The sequence below is a fragment of the Williamsia sterculiae genome (assembly GCF_900156495.1).
Lineage (GTDB): Bacteria > Actinomycetota > Actinomycetes > Mycobacteriales > Mycobacteriaceae > Williamsia_B > Williamsia_B sterculiae.
Window position 1 is genome coordinate 562,795 of the sequence record NZ_FTNT01000001.1, and the last position, 15,977, is coordinate 578,771.

At 64.3% G+C, this 15,977-nt stretch carries 13 protein-coding genes; 8 read left to right on the forward strand and 5 right to left on the reverse strand.

What is annotated here, in order from left to right:
- Window positions 1-5: 5 nt before the first annotated feature.
- On the reverse strand, window positions 6-1,730 hold the full coding sequence (locus BW971_RS02475; protein ID WP_083709180.1) for an ABC transporter substrate-binding protein: 1,725 nt from the start codon (window positions 1,728-1,730) through the stop codon (window positions 6-8).
- A 194-nt stretch (window positions 1,731-1,924) separates the two neighbouring features.
- Between BW971_RS02475 and BW971_RS02480 the strand changes: the two genes are divergently transcribed.
- The 5 genes from BW971_RS02480 (at window position 1,925) to BW971_RS02500 (ending at window position 6,976) form a co-directional block, all read left to right on the forward strand.
- The gene (locus tag BW971_RS02480; protein ID WP_076476120.1) at window positions 1,925-2,350 is read left to right on the forward strand and encodes a DUF2255 family protein; all 426 of its coding nucleotides are present in this window, start codon (window positions 1,925-1,927) and stop codon (window positions 2,348-2,350) included.
- Between the two features lie 136 nt (window positions 2,351-2,486).
- Window positions 2,487-3,152, forward strand: coding sequence for a hypothetical protein (locus tag BW971_RS02485; protein WP_143690166.1), 666 nt, complete (start codon window positions 2,487-2,489; stop codon window positions 3,150-3,152).
- Window positions 3,152-3,742: a class F sortase gene (locus tag BW971_RS02490; protein ID WP_083709181.1), complete on the forward strand. Its 591-nt coding sequence runs from the start codon at window positions 3,152-3,154 to the stop codon at window positions 3,740-3,742. The genes BW971_RS02485 and BW971_RS02490 overlap by 1 nt, the downstream gene beginning before the upstream one ends.
- A 700-nt stretch (window positions 3,743-4,442) precedes the next feature.
- Window positions 4,443-5,093, forward strand: coding sequence for a DUF3761 domain-containing protein (locus BW971_RS21620; protein ID WP_200799338.1), 651 nt, complete (start codon window positions 4,443-4,445; stop codon window positions 5,091-5,093).
- 269 nt (window positions 5,094-5,362) lie between these two features.
- Window positions 5,363-6,976 (forward strand): TerD family protein, encoded by a 1,614-nt coding sequence (locus BW971_RS02500; protein WP_234974190.1) that lies wholly within the window; start codon window positions 5,363-5,365, stop codon window positions 6,974-6,976.
- Between the two features lie 120 nt (window positions 6,977-7,096).
- Here BW971_RS02500 and BW971_RS02505 read toward each other — a convergent pair whose 3' ends face one another.
- Together BW971_RS02505 and BW971_RS21430 are read right to left on the reverse strand one after the other, a co-directional pair.
- Window positions 7,097-8,491 (reverse strand): NAD(P)/FAD-dependent oxidoreductase, encoded by a 1,395-nt coding sequence (locus BW971_RS02505; RefSeq protein WP_076476126.1) that lies wholly within the window; start codon window positions 8,489-8,491, stop codon window positions 7,097-7,099.
- Window positions 8,492-8,829: 338 nt separating this feature from the next.
- Window positions 8,830-9,000, reverse strand: coding sequence for a hypothetical protein (locus BW971_RS21430; protein WP_159441822.1), 171 nt, complete (start codon window positions 8,998-9,000; stop codon window positions 8,830-8,832).
- A 796-nt stretch (window positions 9,001-9,796) separates the two neighbouring features.
- Between BW971_RS21430 and BW971_RS02510 the strand changes: the two genes are divergently transcribed.
- The 3 genes from BW971_RS02510 to pdxR all read left to right on the forward strand — a co-directional run bounded on the left by BW971_RS02510 (window position 9,797) and on the right by pdxR (window position 14,451).
- On the forward strand, window positions 9,797-11,191 hold the full coding sequence (locus tag BW971_RS02510) for a sugar transferase (RefSeq protein ID WP_327200236.1): 1,395 nt from the start codon (window positions 9,797-9,799) through the stop codon (window positions 11,189-11,191).
- 108 nt (window positions 11,192-11,299) lie between these two features.
- Complete coding sequence (locus BW971_RS02515; RefSeq protein WP_076476130.1) at window positions 11,300-12,634, forward strand: UDP-glucose dehydrogenase family protein; 1,335 nt, start codon at window positions 11,300-11,302, stop codon at window positions 12,632-12,634.
- A gap of 437 nt (window positions 12,635-13,071) precedes the next feature.
- On the forward strand, window positions 13,072-14,451 hold the full coding sequence (pdxR, locus tag BW971_RS02520) for a MocR-like pyridoxine biosynthesis transcription factor PdxR (protein WP_076476423.1): 1,380 nt from the start codon (window positions 13,072-13,074) through the stop codon (window positions 14,449-14,451).
- Between the two features lie 25 nt (window positions 14,452-14,476).
- Here pdxR and BW971_RS02525 read toward each other — a convergent pair whose 3' ends face one another.
- Window positions 14,477-15,781, reverse strand: coding sequence for a saccharopine dehydrogenase family protein (locus BW971_RS02525; RefSeq protein WP_076476132.1), 1,305 nt, complete (start codon window positions 15,779-15,781; stop codon window positions 14,477-14,479).
- A 46-nt stretch (window positions 15,782-15,827) separates the two neighbouring features.
- On the reverse strand, window positions 15,828-15,968 hold the full coding sequence (locus BW971_RS21435; RefSeq protein WP_159441823.1) for a hypothetical protein: 141 nt from the start codon (window positions 15,966-15,968) through the stop codon (window positions 15,828-15,830).
- Window positions 15,969-15,977 lie beyond the last annotated feature (9 nt).

Here is a 15,977-nt window from a genome sequence, read left to right on the forward strand (position 1 = left end):
CGTGGCTACTTGTCACCCGCCTTCCAAGTGTCGACGAAGGTGTTGCGGGACTGTGCGTCGAACACGATGCCGTGCACCGACGGTGCGTGGGCGATCACCTGCGACGGGTTGTAGACCGGGTTGACCAACGCGTATTTCTGGACCAACAGATCCTGTGCCGCAGCGGTGTACTTGTTGCGCTGGTCGGTGTCGAGGGTGGTCTCGATGCGCTCGAGTGCGTCGGTGACCTCGGCGACGTTGACGCCGGTGGAGTTCGCGTCCAGGTAGTTGCCGTTGCCGTTCTGCGGGTTGTACTGCAGGTTCAACACGGAGGCGTCGTCACGGGAGCGGTTGGCCGCGACGATGTTCCAATCGGCCTTGGCCTTGGCCTGCTGGGCGGTGTAGTCGGGGATGGGTAGAACCGTGAGCTGCAGGTCGATGCCGATCTTCTTGAGGTCCTGCTGAATGGATTGATACGCCGGGCTGTTGACCACCAGGTTGTTGATCCCGAGCGTCTTGATTGCCAGGCGGCGGCCGTCCTTGACCCGGATCCCGTCGGGGCCGGTCTTCCATCCGGCGTCGTCGAGCAGCTTCGCTGCTTCCTCCGGCTTGTAGTTCAGGACGGACTTGCTGTAGTCGACGTAACCGGGAACCGACGGCAGCAGCACCGACGTGGCCACCGAATACGACGGTGTGAGCACGGTCTTGGTCACCGCGTCACGGTTCCACCCGAGCTGGATGGCCTTGCGCACCGCGATGTCGTTGGTGGGGAAGAGCTGTGAGTTGAAGTTGAAGAAGATCGCTGTGCCGGACACCGGTCGGGAGATGATCTTGAATCCCTGTGCGGAGAGGGATTTCTCGTCCGTGGTCCCGACGTCGAGGGTGGCGTCGACAGCGTGCGAGGTGAGCGATCCGGTACGCACGCTGGACTCGGGGATGGAGCGGAAGACGATCTTGTCCAGATAGGCCTCGCCCTGATGCTTGAGCGCAGGCGGCGCCCAGTTGTACCCCTTGCGTCGTACCACCACGGTCTCGACCTGCGGCTTCCAACTCTGGTAGACGAACGGGCCCGTACCGACGACCTTGGTCACATCGGCGGAGCGTTGTGCGCCGGTCAGCTTGAGTGTGTTGGGGGACAGGAACCCCGGGCCGGCATTACCGGTGAAAGACGTCGCCTGTAGCGCGCTGGCCAGTGGTTTGGAGAACCGCAGCTTGACCGTGTGATCGTCGATCACGTCGGTTCCGAGGTAACCGGGAAACAGTGGGGCGCCGTTGGGCTTGATGTCCAACGCTGCATCACCCTTGATGTACTGGTCGAAGTTCAGCTTCACCGCCTCGGCGTTGAAAGGTGCGCCGTCACTGAAGGTGACACCATCACGCAGGGTGAAGGTGAACTCGGTGAGCTGCGGGTTGTACTGCCACTTGGTCGCAAGCCAGGGGGTCAATTCACCGGTTTTCGGGTCCTGCCACAGCAACTTGTCTGTGACGTTGCTGGCAATGAGGGATTCGGCGTAGTTGGTTCCGAGTTGGGGATCCGGGCTGCGCTGGTAGTCGATCAATGAGAAATTCAGGGTGCCGCCGCTGACCGGTTTGTTGTCGGACGACGCGGTGTCGGATGAGCTGCCACCGGACACGCTGACGACAATGACCACCACCACAACGATCACGACGATGAGCGCCAGGACAAACCAGGGCCAGCGGCGGCGATGGTTCTTGTCGGCACTCTCGATGGAACTACGAAGATCAGACATTGGTCACTTTCAGACAGCAGCGGAGGACGCGTGCACATGCGGCCGGTTGAGTCGGCCACCCGGCCGATGGCGGCGCAGGCAAACATCATCGCCACGAATCGGTCATTCGGTCACTGCTTGTGCTCAGAACGATCTGAAGGGGGTGGGCTTCGTCGCGCTACCGTGGATCACCAGACGTACGAAGAGGAGGTCCGATGCCGGAGGAGTCTGCCCGTCCGGTCGCCACTCGACCGTGGACGCCCGAGGAGCTCGAGTCGATCGCCGACACCGCCGAACTGCGGATCTCCACACAGCGACGCAGCGGTCAGTGGCGGATCGAGGTGCCGGTATGGGTGGTCTGCCTCGATGGCTCGGTGTACGTGCGGACCTGGCATCGCCGCAACACGGGTTGGTATGGCGATGCGGTGCGGACCCGGCGAGCGCGGATCAGCGTTCCGGGAGTGTCCGTGGAAGTGACGGTGCAGCAACTGTCCGCCGGGCCGGATGGGTTCAGTCGGTCCGTCGACGACGCGTACCGCGCCAAGTACGGAGGTGGCGGTGACCGATCGGTGGGCGGCATGGTCACCGACGAGGCCGTGGCGAGCACGCTGGAGCTGAGTCCGGTGAGTCAGCGCGACTGAGTGTGCCGGGGTATCGAGATCGCCTCCTCCCCAACACGGTTTGATAACGCCGCTAACGAAGCCTGTGGCCATATCCGACTGTCCAGATGTGTTCCCGGCGTCGGGAACGACAATGGCGACAGCTGGGGTGGGAATGATGAAAAACGCTTGGGCACAACGAGCTGGGCTCGCCTCGGTGATGACGGCAGCGGTGCTGGCAGGTGCGCTGGTTGGTCCGGCCACCGCCTCGGGTGATACGGAGACCACCGAGCCGGTCACCACAACCACGGTGTCACCCACGCCCGTGGACACGTCGATTCCCGCTGCGACCTCCACCGAGGTCCCGGCAACGACCGACGCTCCGACGCAGACGACCGCGACGGAGTCACCTGAGCCGACCACGCCGGTCCAGACATCGGCCGCAGCAGGCACGGCCACGCTCAACATCGAGTCGTGGGATCAGGATGCAGGCACCCTGGTACCGAATGCGATCGTCAACGTCAGCGACATGAACGGGTACGCCGTGCAAGTGGTCGCCCCGACCGGGGTGCAACTGCCGGTGCGGGCCGAAGGCACCGAGTACGTCGTCGACGTCTATCAGGCGCCGAGCGGTTATCGGGTGGCGCACGAGGGATCCGTCGTCACGCTCAAACCCGGCGAGGGCACCGACGCCTCGGTGACCTTCACCCGCGTCTCCACGAAAGCCCCGAACCATCGGCCGACATCCGATCCTGCCGCACCCGGATCGCGTGTGGTGTCGCGCGACGTGACCCACCGGGTGTTGATCTCGTCGATTCCTGCCGGTTCGGTCACTCGACGGTGATGGGCCGAGCGGTAGGTGCGCTCACGGTCACGTGCGGGGCGGTGTTGTTGACCGCAGGATGCGCGACGCATTCCGGTGCGCACTCGACAGTCGCCACCGGGCAACAACACCTCCCGGCGCCGGTCGCGGCAACGGCCACCGAGGCGTCGGCTCCGGAGGTCGTGACGATCGGCCATGACTCCGCGCGCACCGCGGCCGTGGCAACCGATGACCGAGGAGTTCTGGCGCCGCCGCAAGATGTGCATCAACTGGGGTGGTGGGTCGACTCCGCGTTGCCCGGGTCCGGGCACGGCACGGTCGTCATCACCGGCCACATCGACGACGTGGCGCAGGGCAGTGGTTTTGCATCCCGCTTCGGCGACCTGCACCCGGCCGACACCGTCACTGTCACGAGCCGAGATCACGCCCAGCACACCTACCGGGTGACCCGAACGGTGACCTCCGACAAAGCCCATCCCAGTAATGCTTTCGGTGAATTGAACCGGCTCGATGGTGACGAGACCCTTGCGCTCGTCACCTGCGGTGGTCCGTTCATCGGACCCCCACTGGGATATGAGGACAACATCATCACCCTGGCCACACCCGCCTGACCGCTGGTGAGACCGCTTGTGTTCTCCGACGGGGGCTGATCAGGGAGGCGAGCTTCAACGGCCAGTGGTGGTCGGCGCAACCGGTGTCGATGGCACGACCATTCCGGCGTCGGACGCCCGGGCAGCCGTTCGTACGACGACCTGCGCGGGCTGCGGTCCCCCCTCACGCTGCTGGTGGGTGGTGAGCGCGACGGTTCCCACGCCGAGCGCTCCCACCGCCACTGCCGCACCCGCACGTTGAGCGAGTCGTTTGTTCCGTCTCTCCTTACGAGAACTCACGTCGCCATCGAAGCGGAGACCGAAGTGGTGCCGCCATCGTCTCTTCGGATCACAACTGTTGGCCAGGTGGACAGCGATAGCGGTCGCCGAGGTGCGTCAGTGCACCCGCTGTAACTCCGGCGCCGGCCTGTCGAGCGCATCGCGTGCGTGGATCGTCCGGCCGACCACCCGGGCAACGAGCAGTGTTGCACCACCCTGCAGGCAATGCCGACAGCGATCAGCGCCACGGTCACACATGCATGATGCCCGCCGAACACGCTGGTGAGGGCGCTTTGCCGCGTTTCATTACGGAATCGACAGCGATATGACCCCGAAGGGTGCCTGGAGGCCGCCCAGCTCGGCGCCTGTCCACCGGACGCATGTGGCCGTTCGGGTGCTGAGGGATGGGTGCCTCTGTAACAGAGTGATCGCACCCACAGATATGGAGATCGGCGCGCCGGTGGTGTGCGCATCAACTCATCCAGAAAGCCTCAAGATCATGTCGTACCCACCGCCCGATTTGTCCGGATTCAACTTCGATCGCCCACCCACACCGCCGTCGCGTAAGAAGCGCCACAAGTGGCCGTTCATCGTGGGCGCAGTGTTTCTCTTCTTTCTTGTGGTCGCACTGGTAACACCGCACAGCGACCCGGCGCCGCAGAAGACGGCAGCCACCGTGGCGGTGACCACCTCGACGGTCGTGGTGACGCCGACGACCACTCGAGCTGCGCTCGTCGCGTCACCGACGAACACCCCCACCTCATCGTCAGAGACCGCCACGTCGGAGCCACCACTGGAAACCAGTGCGCTGCCCTCCCAGGGCACGACGACGTCCGAAGCGTCGGTCGAGGCGCTCGTGCCGCCACGGGACGATGACCACGTCAATACTCATGTGGCGCCGGCGTATACCCCTGCGCCCGCGTACACGCCTCCCGCCTACACCGCACCTGTGGGGTCGGATTCGGGGAGCAGCGCAGGAGGGGAGATCAGTTCGGGCGGACCCAGCGCGCTGTGCGAGGACGGGTCCGTCAGCTACAGTCGGCATCGCAGTGGAACGTGCTCACACCACGGTGGCGTCGCGCAATGGTACTGACGGAGTCGTACCTACCCCAGGCCAGTCCGTGTCCCTAGGATTTCGTGTCGGCGTCCCCGGGATGCGGGTGCGCGTCTCCACTCGTGGGGTTGCGCGCATCCGTCGGGCCGCGTGCCGCGCGGCTCCACGTGGGCAGCGGACGGTCTGGGGTCTCAACGGGTTTTGGGCCTTTCTATGCCTATCAGTCACTGGGTGGGTCGCACCGCGGGCGCGGTCGGCGCACCACAACCCGGCGGTCGTCGACGCGCACCGGCCCCTCGATGGCTCAGATGGCAAGAGCTACCGAACGGGCTGCGCGGCAAGATCAGAAGCACCAGGCGATGGTGGAGCTACGCGATCTGCGCATGTCATCGGTCAGCGTGCACCTGCAGACGTGGCCCGCGCCCGTCTACCCGGTCATTGCACCACCACCCCCGATCCCGGAGTCGGCGGTACGGGCGGATATGAATGCGATCCGGTTGCGTGGCGTCGGACGGTTCGCGCGCAACGAACGAGCGGCGGCACGTGTCGCAGCCGAACACGACGCGGCCGCGTACGTTCAGACAGAGACGCAACGTATTGAGGGGGTCCGCTCCCGGCTGGTCGCGGAAGTCGACGACTGGTGGAGGGCCTTGCATGATAACGACGAGGCCACCGTGATCGAGACGGTGAACACGGCCTTTGCCGACAACCCTGCCGCGGGTTGCGCTGTGGGCGTCGACGGACGCGTGCTGTCGGTCGTGATGCGTCAGCAAGACCTCGACAGTTTGCCGCAGCAGACAATTGGTCCTGACCGCAGCGGGCAGCCAACGCTGAAAGCGCTCCCCAAGCGGGAGGCGATGGGGTGGTGGTTACACATTCTGGCGTCCAATCTCGTGGCGAGCGTCCGCGAGGCACTTGCGGTGGCTCCGGGGATCACCGCTGTCACCGCAGCGGTCATCACCCGAGTCTCCTCGGATGGTCGACTCGGAGTGGTCGCGTTCGGAACATGGACGCGTGACGAAGTCGAGACTACGCAGTGGTCCGATCGCAATGATGCGCTGAAGATCTTCGACATGGGACGAGATGTGCAGTGCAGCGTCAACGTCACGGCGGCTGGGAACTACTCGACGACACTGAAGCCATTGCGGCTCAACAGGTTGCCTCAGCTCTCCGAACTAATCGACGCAGCAGAGGATCTCGGCGACTCTGCTGCTGACGGCCCGGAGGCCGTCGACGACCACCTGGCATCGTCGCCCACACACACGCCTGGTCCCGCACAAGTTGACGACCCCTTCACCCTGACACCGATTCCTCTGTGGCTGCGTGACTACTACAGCGCTGAGCACTCTGCGGTGGACTCGCCGCCCCCCTCGCCTGCTCCCGAAGCGGGGAGGAGCCACATCGTCTTGACGCCAGGTCAGAACGTCCGGTTGCCAGAGCCGGCATCGGACCGAGTGGAGGTCGTCGTGTCGGCCGCGGGACAAGTCGATACGGATCTGTGCGTTCTGTTGGTGAACGCGGCCGGTCAGGTACGGAGTGATCGCGATTTCGTGTTCTACAACCAGCCGGTCGAGCCGGACGGCGTCGCGGTGCTGATGGGCAAAGCACGTCAGGAGCTCCGAACGGTCGAACGCGCCGTGCTGCGTCCCGTCGCTGCGCCGACCGACGTTGCTCGGTCGTTACTGGTGACTGCGATCGACTCCGACGAATTGGGGAGTCTCGCAGAAACGAGGCTTGAAGTCCGCGTGAGCTGTTCGGGAATTGAGTGGAAGTTCACTCCGCGGAATGAACCGTTCCGCGCGATGATTCTGGGTGAGGTGTACCGCCATGCCGGGGACTGGAAATTGCGCGCGCTGGGTCAGGGTTGGGCCGACGGGCTTGCTGGACTCGCGCGCGACCACGGAGTGGATGTAGAGGACTGACGGCAGTCCAGATGACCGACGCCGATGCCAACCGACGGGACTGGTCGGCTCGAGAGGCCACTCGTTTATCCACGTACCTTCGGGTGTTGACGTGGCCACCCAATCAGCGCCCCCGCGTTCTCAGCTCGCTTCGGAGTCCTTCGCGGCCGCCGCCTCCGCCTGCTGGGACTGCAACCGTTCCACGGCCAGCCGGGCGTAGATCATCTGACTGGTGATTGCCATCTGGCCACGACCGCGCCCGGTGAAGGTGACGAGCCAGGTGAGGACTGTGCTGAACCGATTCTTGTACCCCACGAGGTAGACGAGGTGCAGGAGCAACCACGCCAGCCACGCGAAGAAGCCGGCCATCTCGATCTTGCCGACCTTCGCGACGGCGTCGAATCGCGACACCGTCGCCATACTGCCTTTGTCGAAGTACTTGAAGGGTGCGCGGGTGGCCGGATCATCTTCTCCCGTCAGCGACTTCGTGATCAGCTTGGTCGCGTACTTGGCGCCTTGGATGGCCCCCTGGGCCATACCCGGAACCCCGGGAACTGCCATCAGATCACCGACCACGAAGACGTACGGGTGACCCTTCACCGTCAGATCAGGTTCCACCACCACCCGCCCGGCGCGGTCGGTCTCGGTGCCGTCAGTCTGCTCGGCGAGCATCACACCCAACGGGCTGGCCTGTACGCCGGCCGACCACACCTTGCATGCGCATTCGATCCTCCGCTCGGTGCCGTCCTTCTCCTTGACGGTGAGGCCCTGGTAGTCGACGTCGGTCACCATCGCGTTCAGTTGCACCTCGACGCCCATCGACTCCAGGCGCTGCTGCGCTTTGCGGCCCAGCTTGGGACCCATCGGCGGCAGCACCGCGGACGCGGCGTCCATCAGAATCACCCGGCATTCCGACGGTTTGATGGACCGGAACGCCCCGGCCAGGGTGCGTTCGGCGAGTTCGGCGATCTGGCCGGCCAACTCGACCCCCGTGGGACCCGCGCCCACCACCACGAAGGTGAGTCGCCGCTCGCGCTCGGCAAGGTCGGTGGTGACCTCGGCCGCCTCGAACGCCCCCAGGATGCGACCACGCAGCTCCAGTGCGTCGTCGATGGTCTTCATCCCCGGCGCGTAGGTGGCGAACTGATCGTTCCCGAAATACGACTGCTGGGCACCGGCGGCCACGATCAGGCTGTCGAAGGGGATGACGGAATCCATCGTCATCAACCTGGAGGTGACGGTGCGGTGTTCGAGGTCGATCGCGGAGATGTCGCCGAGCAGCACTGTCGCATTGGTCTGTTTACGGAGCACCAGACGAGTGGTGGGCGCGATCTCGCCTTCGGACAGGATTCCGGTGGCCACCTGATAGAGCAGCGGTTGGAACAGGTGGGTGGTGGTCCGAGAGATCAGGGTGATGTCCACGTCGGCGCGTTTGAGGGATTGGACGGCGGTGAGCCCGCCGAACCCGGAACCGATGACGACGACGCGGTGGCGGTGCGCTGGGACAGCGGTCTGCTCGACAGATGAGGTGGTCACGGGATTCCTTCACTGTTGGCGGCTGCACTCAAGGTACGTGCTGGTAGGCGGCCAGGTGAGCCATCCGGGCAGGAAGGCAGGTATGCGTTGCGGCGCTCCGAGTCGAACGAGTGACTGCCGCTCATCCACCGGGCATATTGCTCGCTCACCTATCCGGTCAACCGGGCATGCGCTGTCTCCACGTCGGCACACCGGCCTGCGGCTATCCAGACTGCAACCGGGAGGCCGTGACCGCGCTGTATTCGTTGCGCGTTGCCTCCTTCACAGCACGACGCCGATTGCCGTCACAGGTCCGTTCGCGCCCGGTGCTACTCAGTGTGCGCCGTAGTCGACGCTTCCTACCCCAGCAAGCGTTCGGGATCGACGACTTGGTGTTCAGCGCTCATTTCCGCATCGTCACCGGGACGATCGCGTGTATCCCGTGCGTTCAACACCCGACCCATAACCAGGGCGGCGATCAGCGAGAACGCCATCCATGCGACAAGTCCGACGACGACCCAGATACCCACTACTCCATGGTGCCTTCGGGAACCGCTGATGGCACCCGTTCCCACCCCGGTTGATGTCATTGTGTGTGTTGTTGCCAGGTTTGAATTCGCCTTCCGACCTGGTCACTCACGTTGAAACGGCGAATCTGCATGGGTGCAACGGATAGCATGATTCACATCACCTCGAGCGTCAGGCGCGGGTTGGCACATGGTCCTCGAGATGTGGAGTAGCCGGAATTCTCCGTTTCATGGTGTTGGCAGCCTCGGGTGCGACAAATGCAGTCGATCGCCCCTGTCGGTCAGCGTTGGGTATGCGCCGACCGACCACCTCACCGAACCTGCCACAAATCATCGGGTGCGATGAGTGGACGCGTGTGCAGCGGCCGACTCTTCTCGGTCCTTGAGGAGAAACTCCGTGCACGCAGATTTATGCCTGAGTGCGGGATTTTCGTCTGTTACGCGCGACGTAGCGACCCTGCCCTGCAGGGCGATTTGTGATGTAGGTAATACCCGCAGGCAAACCCTTCTTCTGACCGCACGAATCCGGCACGTCTGGCTTACTGTTGTCGTGCGTACCGGTTTCGTGGGATGCGTCCATTGACTCGGGTAGGGGGCAAACAACCCTGTGGACGGCCAAGTTCTGGTCAACACAACCATGGCGCGGCAGCGAAGATTGCAAAGCGGAGCGTGTGAGGGGGTTTGAAGCTTGTCGTGGAATTTCGGTTCGCCTTCATCCGCGAGCCGTCCGAAAGCGCTGTCCGAGGCTCGCTTCGTCAAACCGAGGTCGCAGCAGTGGTTGTACATCTACTCAGTCCGTGTGCGCCAAATCGACTTACTCGTAGTCGTTTTCGCGGTGTTGCTGGCTCAGCTTGTTCGGTTCGGTGACCATTTCACGGCCCCGGTGGGTCGGGCTCACTGGCCCGCGATCGTGGTGTCGGCGGGTCTGGCCTGCCTCTGGTATGGAGCGTTGCGTGCTGTGCAGAGTGCCGACAGGCGGGTGTTGGGCAGTGGCCCCACCGAATACAGTCGCGTGTGGATGGCGTCTTTTGTGACATTCGGCGGGCTGGCAATCTTCGACCAGCTGTTCAATCTCAGTATCGCTCGGGGATTTCTGGCGGTGGCGTTTCCCGCGGGCACCTTCGTGCTACTCGCGTCGCGATGGGGTATGCGTCGATATCTCACCAGTCTGCGCAAGACCCGCCGGTATCTGGAACGCGTCTTGATCATGGGAGGCGTCGAATCGGCGAAGCCTTTAATCGACCGGTTGGAGAGCACCCCGGCGCTCGGTTATGAGGTGGTCGGCCTGTGCGTTCCCGTCGAGCGGCGACGGGGACCCGAGATGTTGCAATCCCGTGGCCGGGAGATTCCGGTGTTCGGTGACTTCTCCGACGCGCGCACCGCGGTGGCACTCTCCGGGGCGACGACCGTCGCGGTGACATCCGCTGAAGTGTTGGGCCACTCGGCTATGCGGGAGCTCTCGTGGGATCTCGAGGGGATGGACGTGGAGATGTTGGTCTCGCCTGGCGTCACCGACGTCGCCGGGCCGCGGATGATGGTGCGACCGGTCGCAGGGCTGCCGCTCCTGCACATCGACCGACCCCGGTACGAAGGGGCCAACAAGTTCCTCAAGTCGGCCTTCGACCGCTCGGTTACTGCGTTGCTGCTGCTGATGCTGGGCCCGGTCTTGTTCGCATGTGCGATCGCGGTGAAGGTTACCTCGCCAGGACCGGTGTTCTATCGCGGCATGCGTGTGGGGCTGAACAACGAGGCCTTTCGCATGTGGAAGTTTCGCTCGATGGTGCAGAACGCCGACAAGCTTCGCGGCGAGCTGGCAGGGTTGAATCAGGGCAGCGGTGTGCTGTTCAAGATCCGAGACGACCCGCGGGTCACGCCGGTGGGCAGGTTCATGCGTCGCTACAGCCTCGACGAGCTCCCGCAGCTGTTCAACGTGATGAGTGGGCAGATGAGCTTGGTGGGGCCGCGACCACCGCTACCCGAGGAGGTGGAGAACTACGACCGTGTGGTGACCCGCCGGATGCTGGTCCGGCCCGGCGTCACCGGTTTGTGGCAGGTATCTGGACGGTCAGATCTGTCATGGGAGGAATCGGTTCGGTTGGACCTCAGTTATGTAGAAAACTGGTCGATCATGCAGGACGTGTTGATCCTGTGGCGAACGGCCAACGCGGTGATGGGAAAAGAGGGCGCATACTGAGTCCGACTTGTGGACGTGGTCCATGTGCATCACACTCTGGATGAAATGCCCAGCTGGCCAACGGCTATCGTTCACCAGCTCGACACTGTCCATTCATACGGGGGTTAGATGCGACTGACCGTTCTCGGTACCGGTTACCTTGGTGCCACTCACGCGGCGTGCATGGCCGAACTGGGGCATGAGGTGCTCGGAGTCGATGTGGACGCAGCCAAGCTCGCCAAGTTGCAGGCCGGAGAAGTTCCGTTCTACGAGCCGGGGCTCGAAGAAATCGTGCAACGGAACCTGTCTGCAGGCAGATTGAGGTTCACGTCTTCCTACCAAGAGGCGGCCGACTTCGCGGATGTGCACTTCCTCGCGGTGGGAACCCCGCAGAAGCGAGGGGAGTACGCCGCCGATCTGACTCATGTCGATTCTGTCATCGATAGCCTCGCACCCCTGATCTCGAAGCCGACGGTCATCTTCGGGAAGTCGACGGTACCCGTCGGAACTGCGGAGAGGCTTGGGGCGTTGGTGCGGGAGCGCTCACCGGCGCGTGTCCACGTCGAAGTCGCGTGGAATCCAGAGTTTCTCCGTGAAGGCTATGCAGTTCGCGATACCTTGATGCCCGATCGAATCGTCATCGGGGTCGGTTCTGCGACGTCGGATCGTGTGGAGCGTGCCGCTCGCGAAGTCTACGCGTCACAACTGGCAGAAGATTGTCCGTTCATGGTCACCGATCTGGCGACGGCCGAGTTGGTGAAAGTCTCGGCCAACGCGTTCCTCGCCACCAAGATCTCGTTCATCAACGCAATCGCGGAAGTCTGCGAGGCGGCAGGCGCGGACGTACGGCTGCTCGCCGAAGCGATCGGATACGATGATCGCATTGGAAAAAAGTTCCTCAAGGCGGGAATTGGTTTCGGCGGTGGGTGTCTCCCCAAAGACATCAGGGCATTCATGGCGAGAGCTGGTGAACTCGGTGCGGATGAGGCGCTCACCTTCCTGCGAGAAGTAGATAACATCAACGTCAGGCGACGAACCAAGACAGTTGAGATCGTCAGGCAGATGTGCGGTTCGATCCTGGGAACGCGAGTAGCAGTGTTGGGAGCGGCTTTCAAGCCGGACTCGGACGACGTGCGCGATTCGCCGGCGCTCAATATCGCGGGCCAATTGCAACTTCAAGGTGCTGCGGTTGCCGTCTACGATCCGAAAGCGATCGAGAACTCCAAGAGAATATTTCCTACTCTCGATTATCAAGCATCAATTGATGATGCGTGCCGAAACGCCGATGTCGTACTTGTTCTCACGGAATGGGAAGAGTTCACCACCGTTGATCCGGGACATCTGATGGACGTGGTGCGTACCCCACGAATCATTGATGGACGCAACTGCCTGGATCAACAGAGGTGGATGGACGTCGGATGGACGTACCGTGGACTCGGCATCTCGATCGGCGAACGAGCCTGACCGGAGGGCGCGGCGGGTGCGGCGAGTGCCCATGCTGGGTCCATGGCATTTCGAGACCGGTTCGGACCGCACTGGCGGTCTTCGGAGGGTTGATCGACTGCGACCGTCGCGCCTCTTTGACTCGGGGCCGCGTCGAAGCGCGAACAACCGATGACGATGCCGGAACCCCTCGAGTGCCGCTCCCCCCGAGCAGTCACCATTCCGGCATCGCCACCGGCTCTCATCCGTCCGCCACCCCTGTCTGGACAGTGGGTGTTCCCCCCGGACCGCCACTGCCGGCGAACGGAACCGAGCGCGCGGTGACGCGCTCTGGGTGAATTGTGCTATTCAAGGTGTGCATGGGAAGTGGACCACTGGTCCAATAGCGGATACACCACTTTGACCTACGGATGAAGACCATCGAAGAATACGAACAAACCGGCGAATCGGACTTACCGGTGTCGCTCGATCGCGCATCATCGGTGCCGTTGCGTGCCCAACTGGTCCATCAGTTGAAGGCGGCCATCGCGGACGAGGTGCTCGTCGCCGACGACCCGTTGCCTTCTACCCGCGCCTTGGCCGCGGTGCTCAGCATCTCGCGCGGCACGGCCGTGGCCGCATACCTCGAACTCGAGGGAGAGGGGTGGATCCACAGCACACACGGTGCGGGGACCTTTGTGGGCAAGCCGTTCGGTGGGCTGGCCGTGGACGCATCCGCTGTCCGTCCGATCATGGAGTTCGACGCGTACCGCTTCGAGTTGGTGCCGTCGGCGATGGATCCGGACCTGGTGATACGGGAGAACTGGCGATCGGCGTGGCGCTGGAACACTCCGGCGGCGGCGGCCATCGACGGGGCGGGTGACAACGAACTGCGCCGACAACTGGCGGCTTACCTGGCGTCGTCACGGGGAGTGCCCTGTGAGGCTCGCGAGGTCGTCATCTGCACCAGCAGCACGGAAGCGGTCACCATCCTCGCGCTGGCGCTGGGATGGATCGGGCAGGCCGTCGCAATGGAGGATCCCGGCTACCGCACCGTGCGCCTGCTGCTGCAGCGGATCGGCGTGCATGTTGTGCCGCTACCTGTCGATCGCCCGGCCGAGGTGGTCACACGATTACGCGAGATGGACCCGCCGCCCGTCGGTGTCTATCTCACGCCCGCACACCAGTTCCCGATGGGGTTCCGCTACGACGACACCACCCGCGCGCATGTGGTGGAGTGGGCCGCCCAGACCGGCACGGTGCTCGTGGAGGACGACTACGACAGTGAGTTCCGTTACGGCATACCCCCGGTCGCGGCGTTGGCGAGCATAGACCCGCGTGCGCCGGTCATCCACCTCGGTAGCGCGGCCAAGATCCTCGACCCCGGGTTGCGTGTCGGTTACATGCGCGTGCCGCGATCGCTGCTCGACGAGGTCCGGGAGATCCGTTGGGGGCTGGGGTCGACCGTGAACAATGGTGCGCAGAAAGCCCTGGCGCACTACCTGCGCACCGGTGACCTTGCCCGCCACGTCACCCGGGTGCGGCGGATCTACGCCGATCGCCGTCGGGTGCTGGTGGACGAACTCACGCGACGACAGTGGGTGCGGGCCATCCGTGGCCTCGACGCCGGACTTTTCCTGGTGGCCGAACTCCAGCCCGACATCGACGCAGAGGAGTTGCTGGTGGAGGCCGACCTGGCCGGCATCAACGTCGAGACGCTGGACAAACATCGAATGGTGCCCGACCCTACGTCGCCGGCATTGGTCCTCGGTTACGCGCGGCATCCGGCGATGCAGCTACGGGCGGCGGTCGCCCGACTGTCGGAATGTGAGGTGCTGAGACCGTATGCGTCGCCGTGAGACTCGCTCCCGCCGATCCCGCGACTCAGTCCAGACGTTCGGCGCGCAGCGTCATCCCGGCCATGCGCAAGCGGTCGACGAGGGCGTCGCCCATCGCCGCCACCGGGGTGAGGATCCCGTGACGGTCGGGGAGCTTGGCGCGGTCCAGTGCGAGGGTCAACGCGCTCTCGCCCAGCATCACTGCGGTCGCCTTGTAACCGGGGTCGCCCTTGGCGCTGACCTGTGACCGGTACCGGCGCCCGGTGGTGGTGCGGGTGAACGTCTGGCAGACGAAGTAGCCCTTCTCCCTGGACTTCTCGTCGGGCCCGTCACCGGGTTTGGGGAGCACCTTGTCGAGCACGAAGCGGGTGGGCGGCAAGGCCATCGCCCCCAGGAAGACCCCGGTACCCGCGCTGACCAGACTCGCGGCGACGGTGGACAACACGGGCGTCTTGCCGACGGCCATCGCCTCGCCGTAGTGGAAATCGGGTCCGTAGGCGTTGTCGAGCAACACATCCGTCCGTCGCACGATGCGCGTGTTGTGGCTGCTCATGAAGAACGGGGCGAGGGTGCCCTGGAGACTGGGGTCCACCTTGCGGGCGTCGCGGATCGCGATGTCCGACGGCTCGGCCGATCGCGGGGTGCGACGGCCGTCGTGGGGCGGACCCGACAGTGCGTGTGGGTCGAGCAGGATCCGTCGGTTCTCGGTGTCGCGGGCGAGGTCGCTGATCACCCGCATCGAGTCGATGGTCCCGCCCGAGGCGCCACCGCGCATCGACTTCACCACCATGGTCGTGTCGGTCATCTGGCCGGCGTTCGTCTTCCCGTCGCCTCCCTTGTCGTCGTCACCGTCGGATCCCGCGTTGTCCGCCTCGATGGCGCGATACAGCAGGTAGACGCCCACGTCGGAGGGGATGGAGTCGAATCCGCAGGAGTGCACGATGCGGCACCCGTTGGCGGCGGCCTGGTCGCCGAACTTGTCGATGGACCAACGGACGAACGGCACCTCGCCGGTGAGGTCGACGTAGTCGGTGCCCGCGGTGACCGCGGCGGCGAGCAGGTTCTCGCCGTACTTCAGGTAGGGGCCGACGGTGGTGCAGATGACCTGGGTCCGAGCGGCCATCGCGTCGAGGGTCGAGGGGGACTCCACGTCGGCGATGAGCAACGGCCAGTCGCGGGCCGCGGCGGGCAACGCGTCGCGAACCCTGGCCAGCTTGTCGCGGTTGCGCCCCGCCAATGCGACCCGGGTGTCATCGGGGGCGTGTTCAGCGAGATAGGCAGCGGTGAGGGCCCCGACGAATCCGCTGGCCCCGAAGACGACGATGTCGAACTCACGTGAGTTATCGCTCATGAGAACCGAGAGTAATGGGTGCGGCCGGTCGTTCCGCCGTAACGGGTCAGGCGAAGACCAGGATCAGTACCACAGCTATGACCACCCATGCGGTGGCGCCGATGGCCAGACCGACCAGCACGCCGCGGATGGTGCGTTTGCCCTCGATCCGTTCGCGCCAGCTCAGGCGTCGACCGCGGATACCCATTCCTCACCG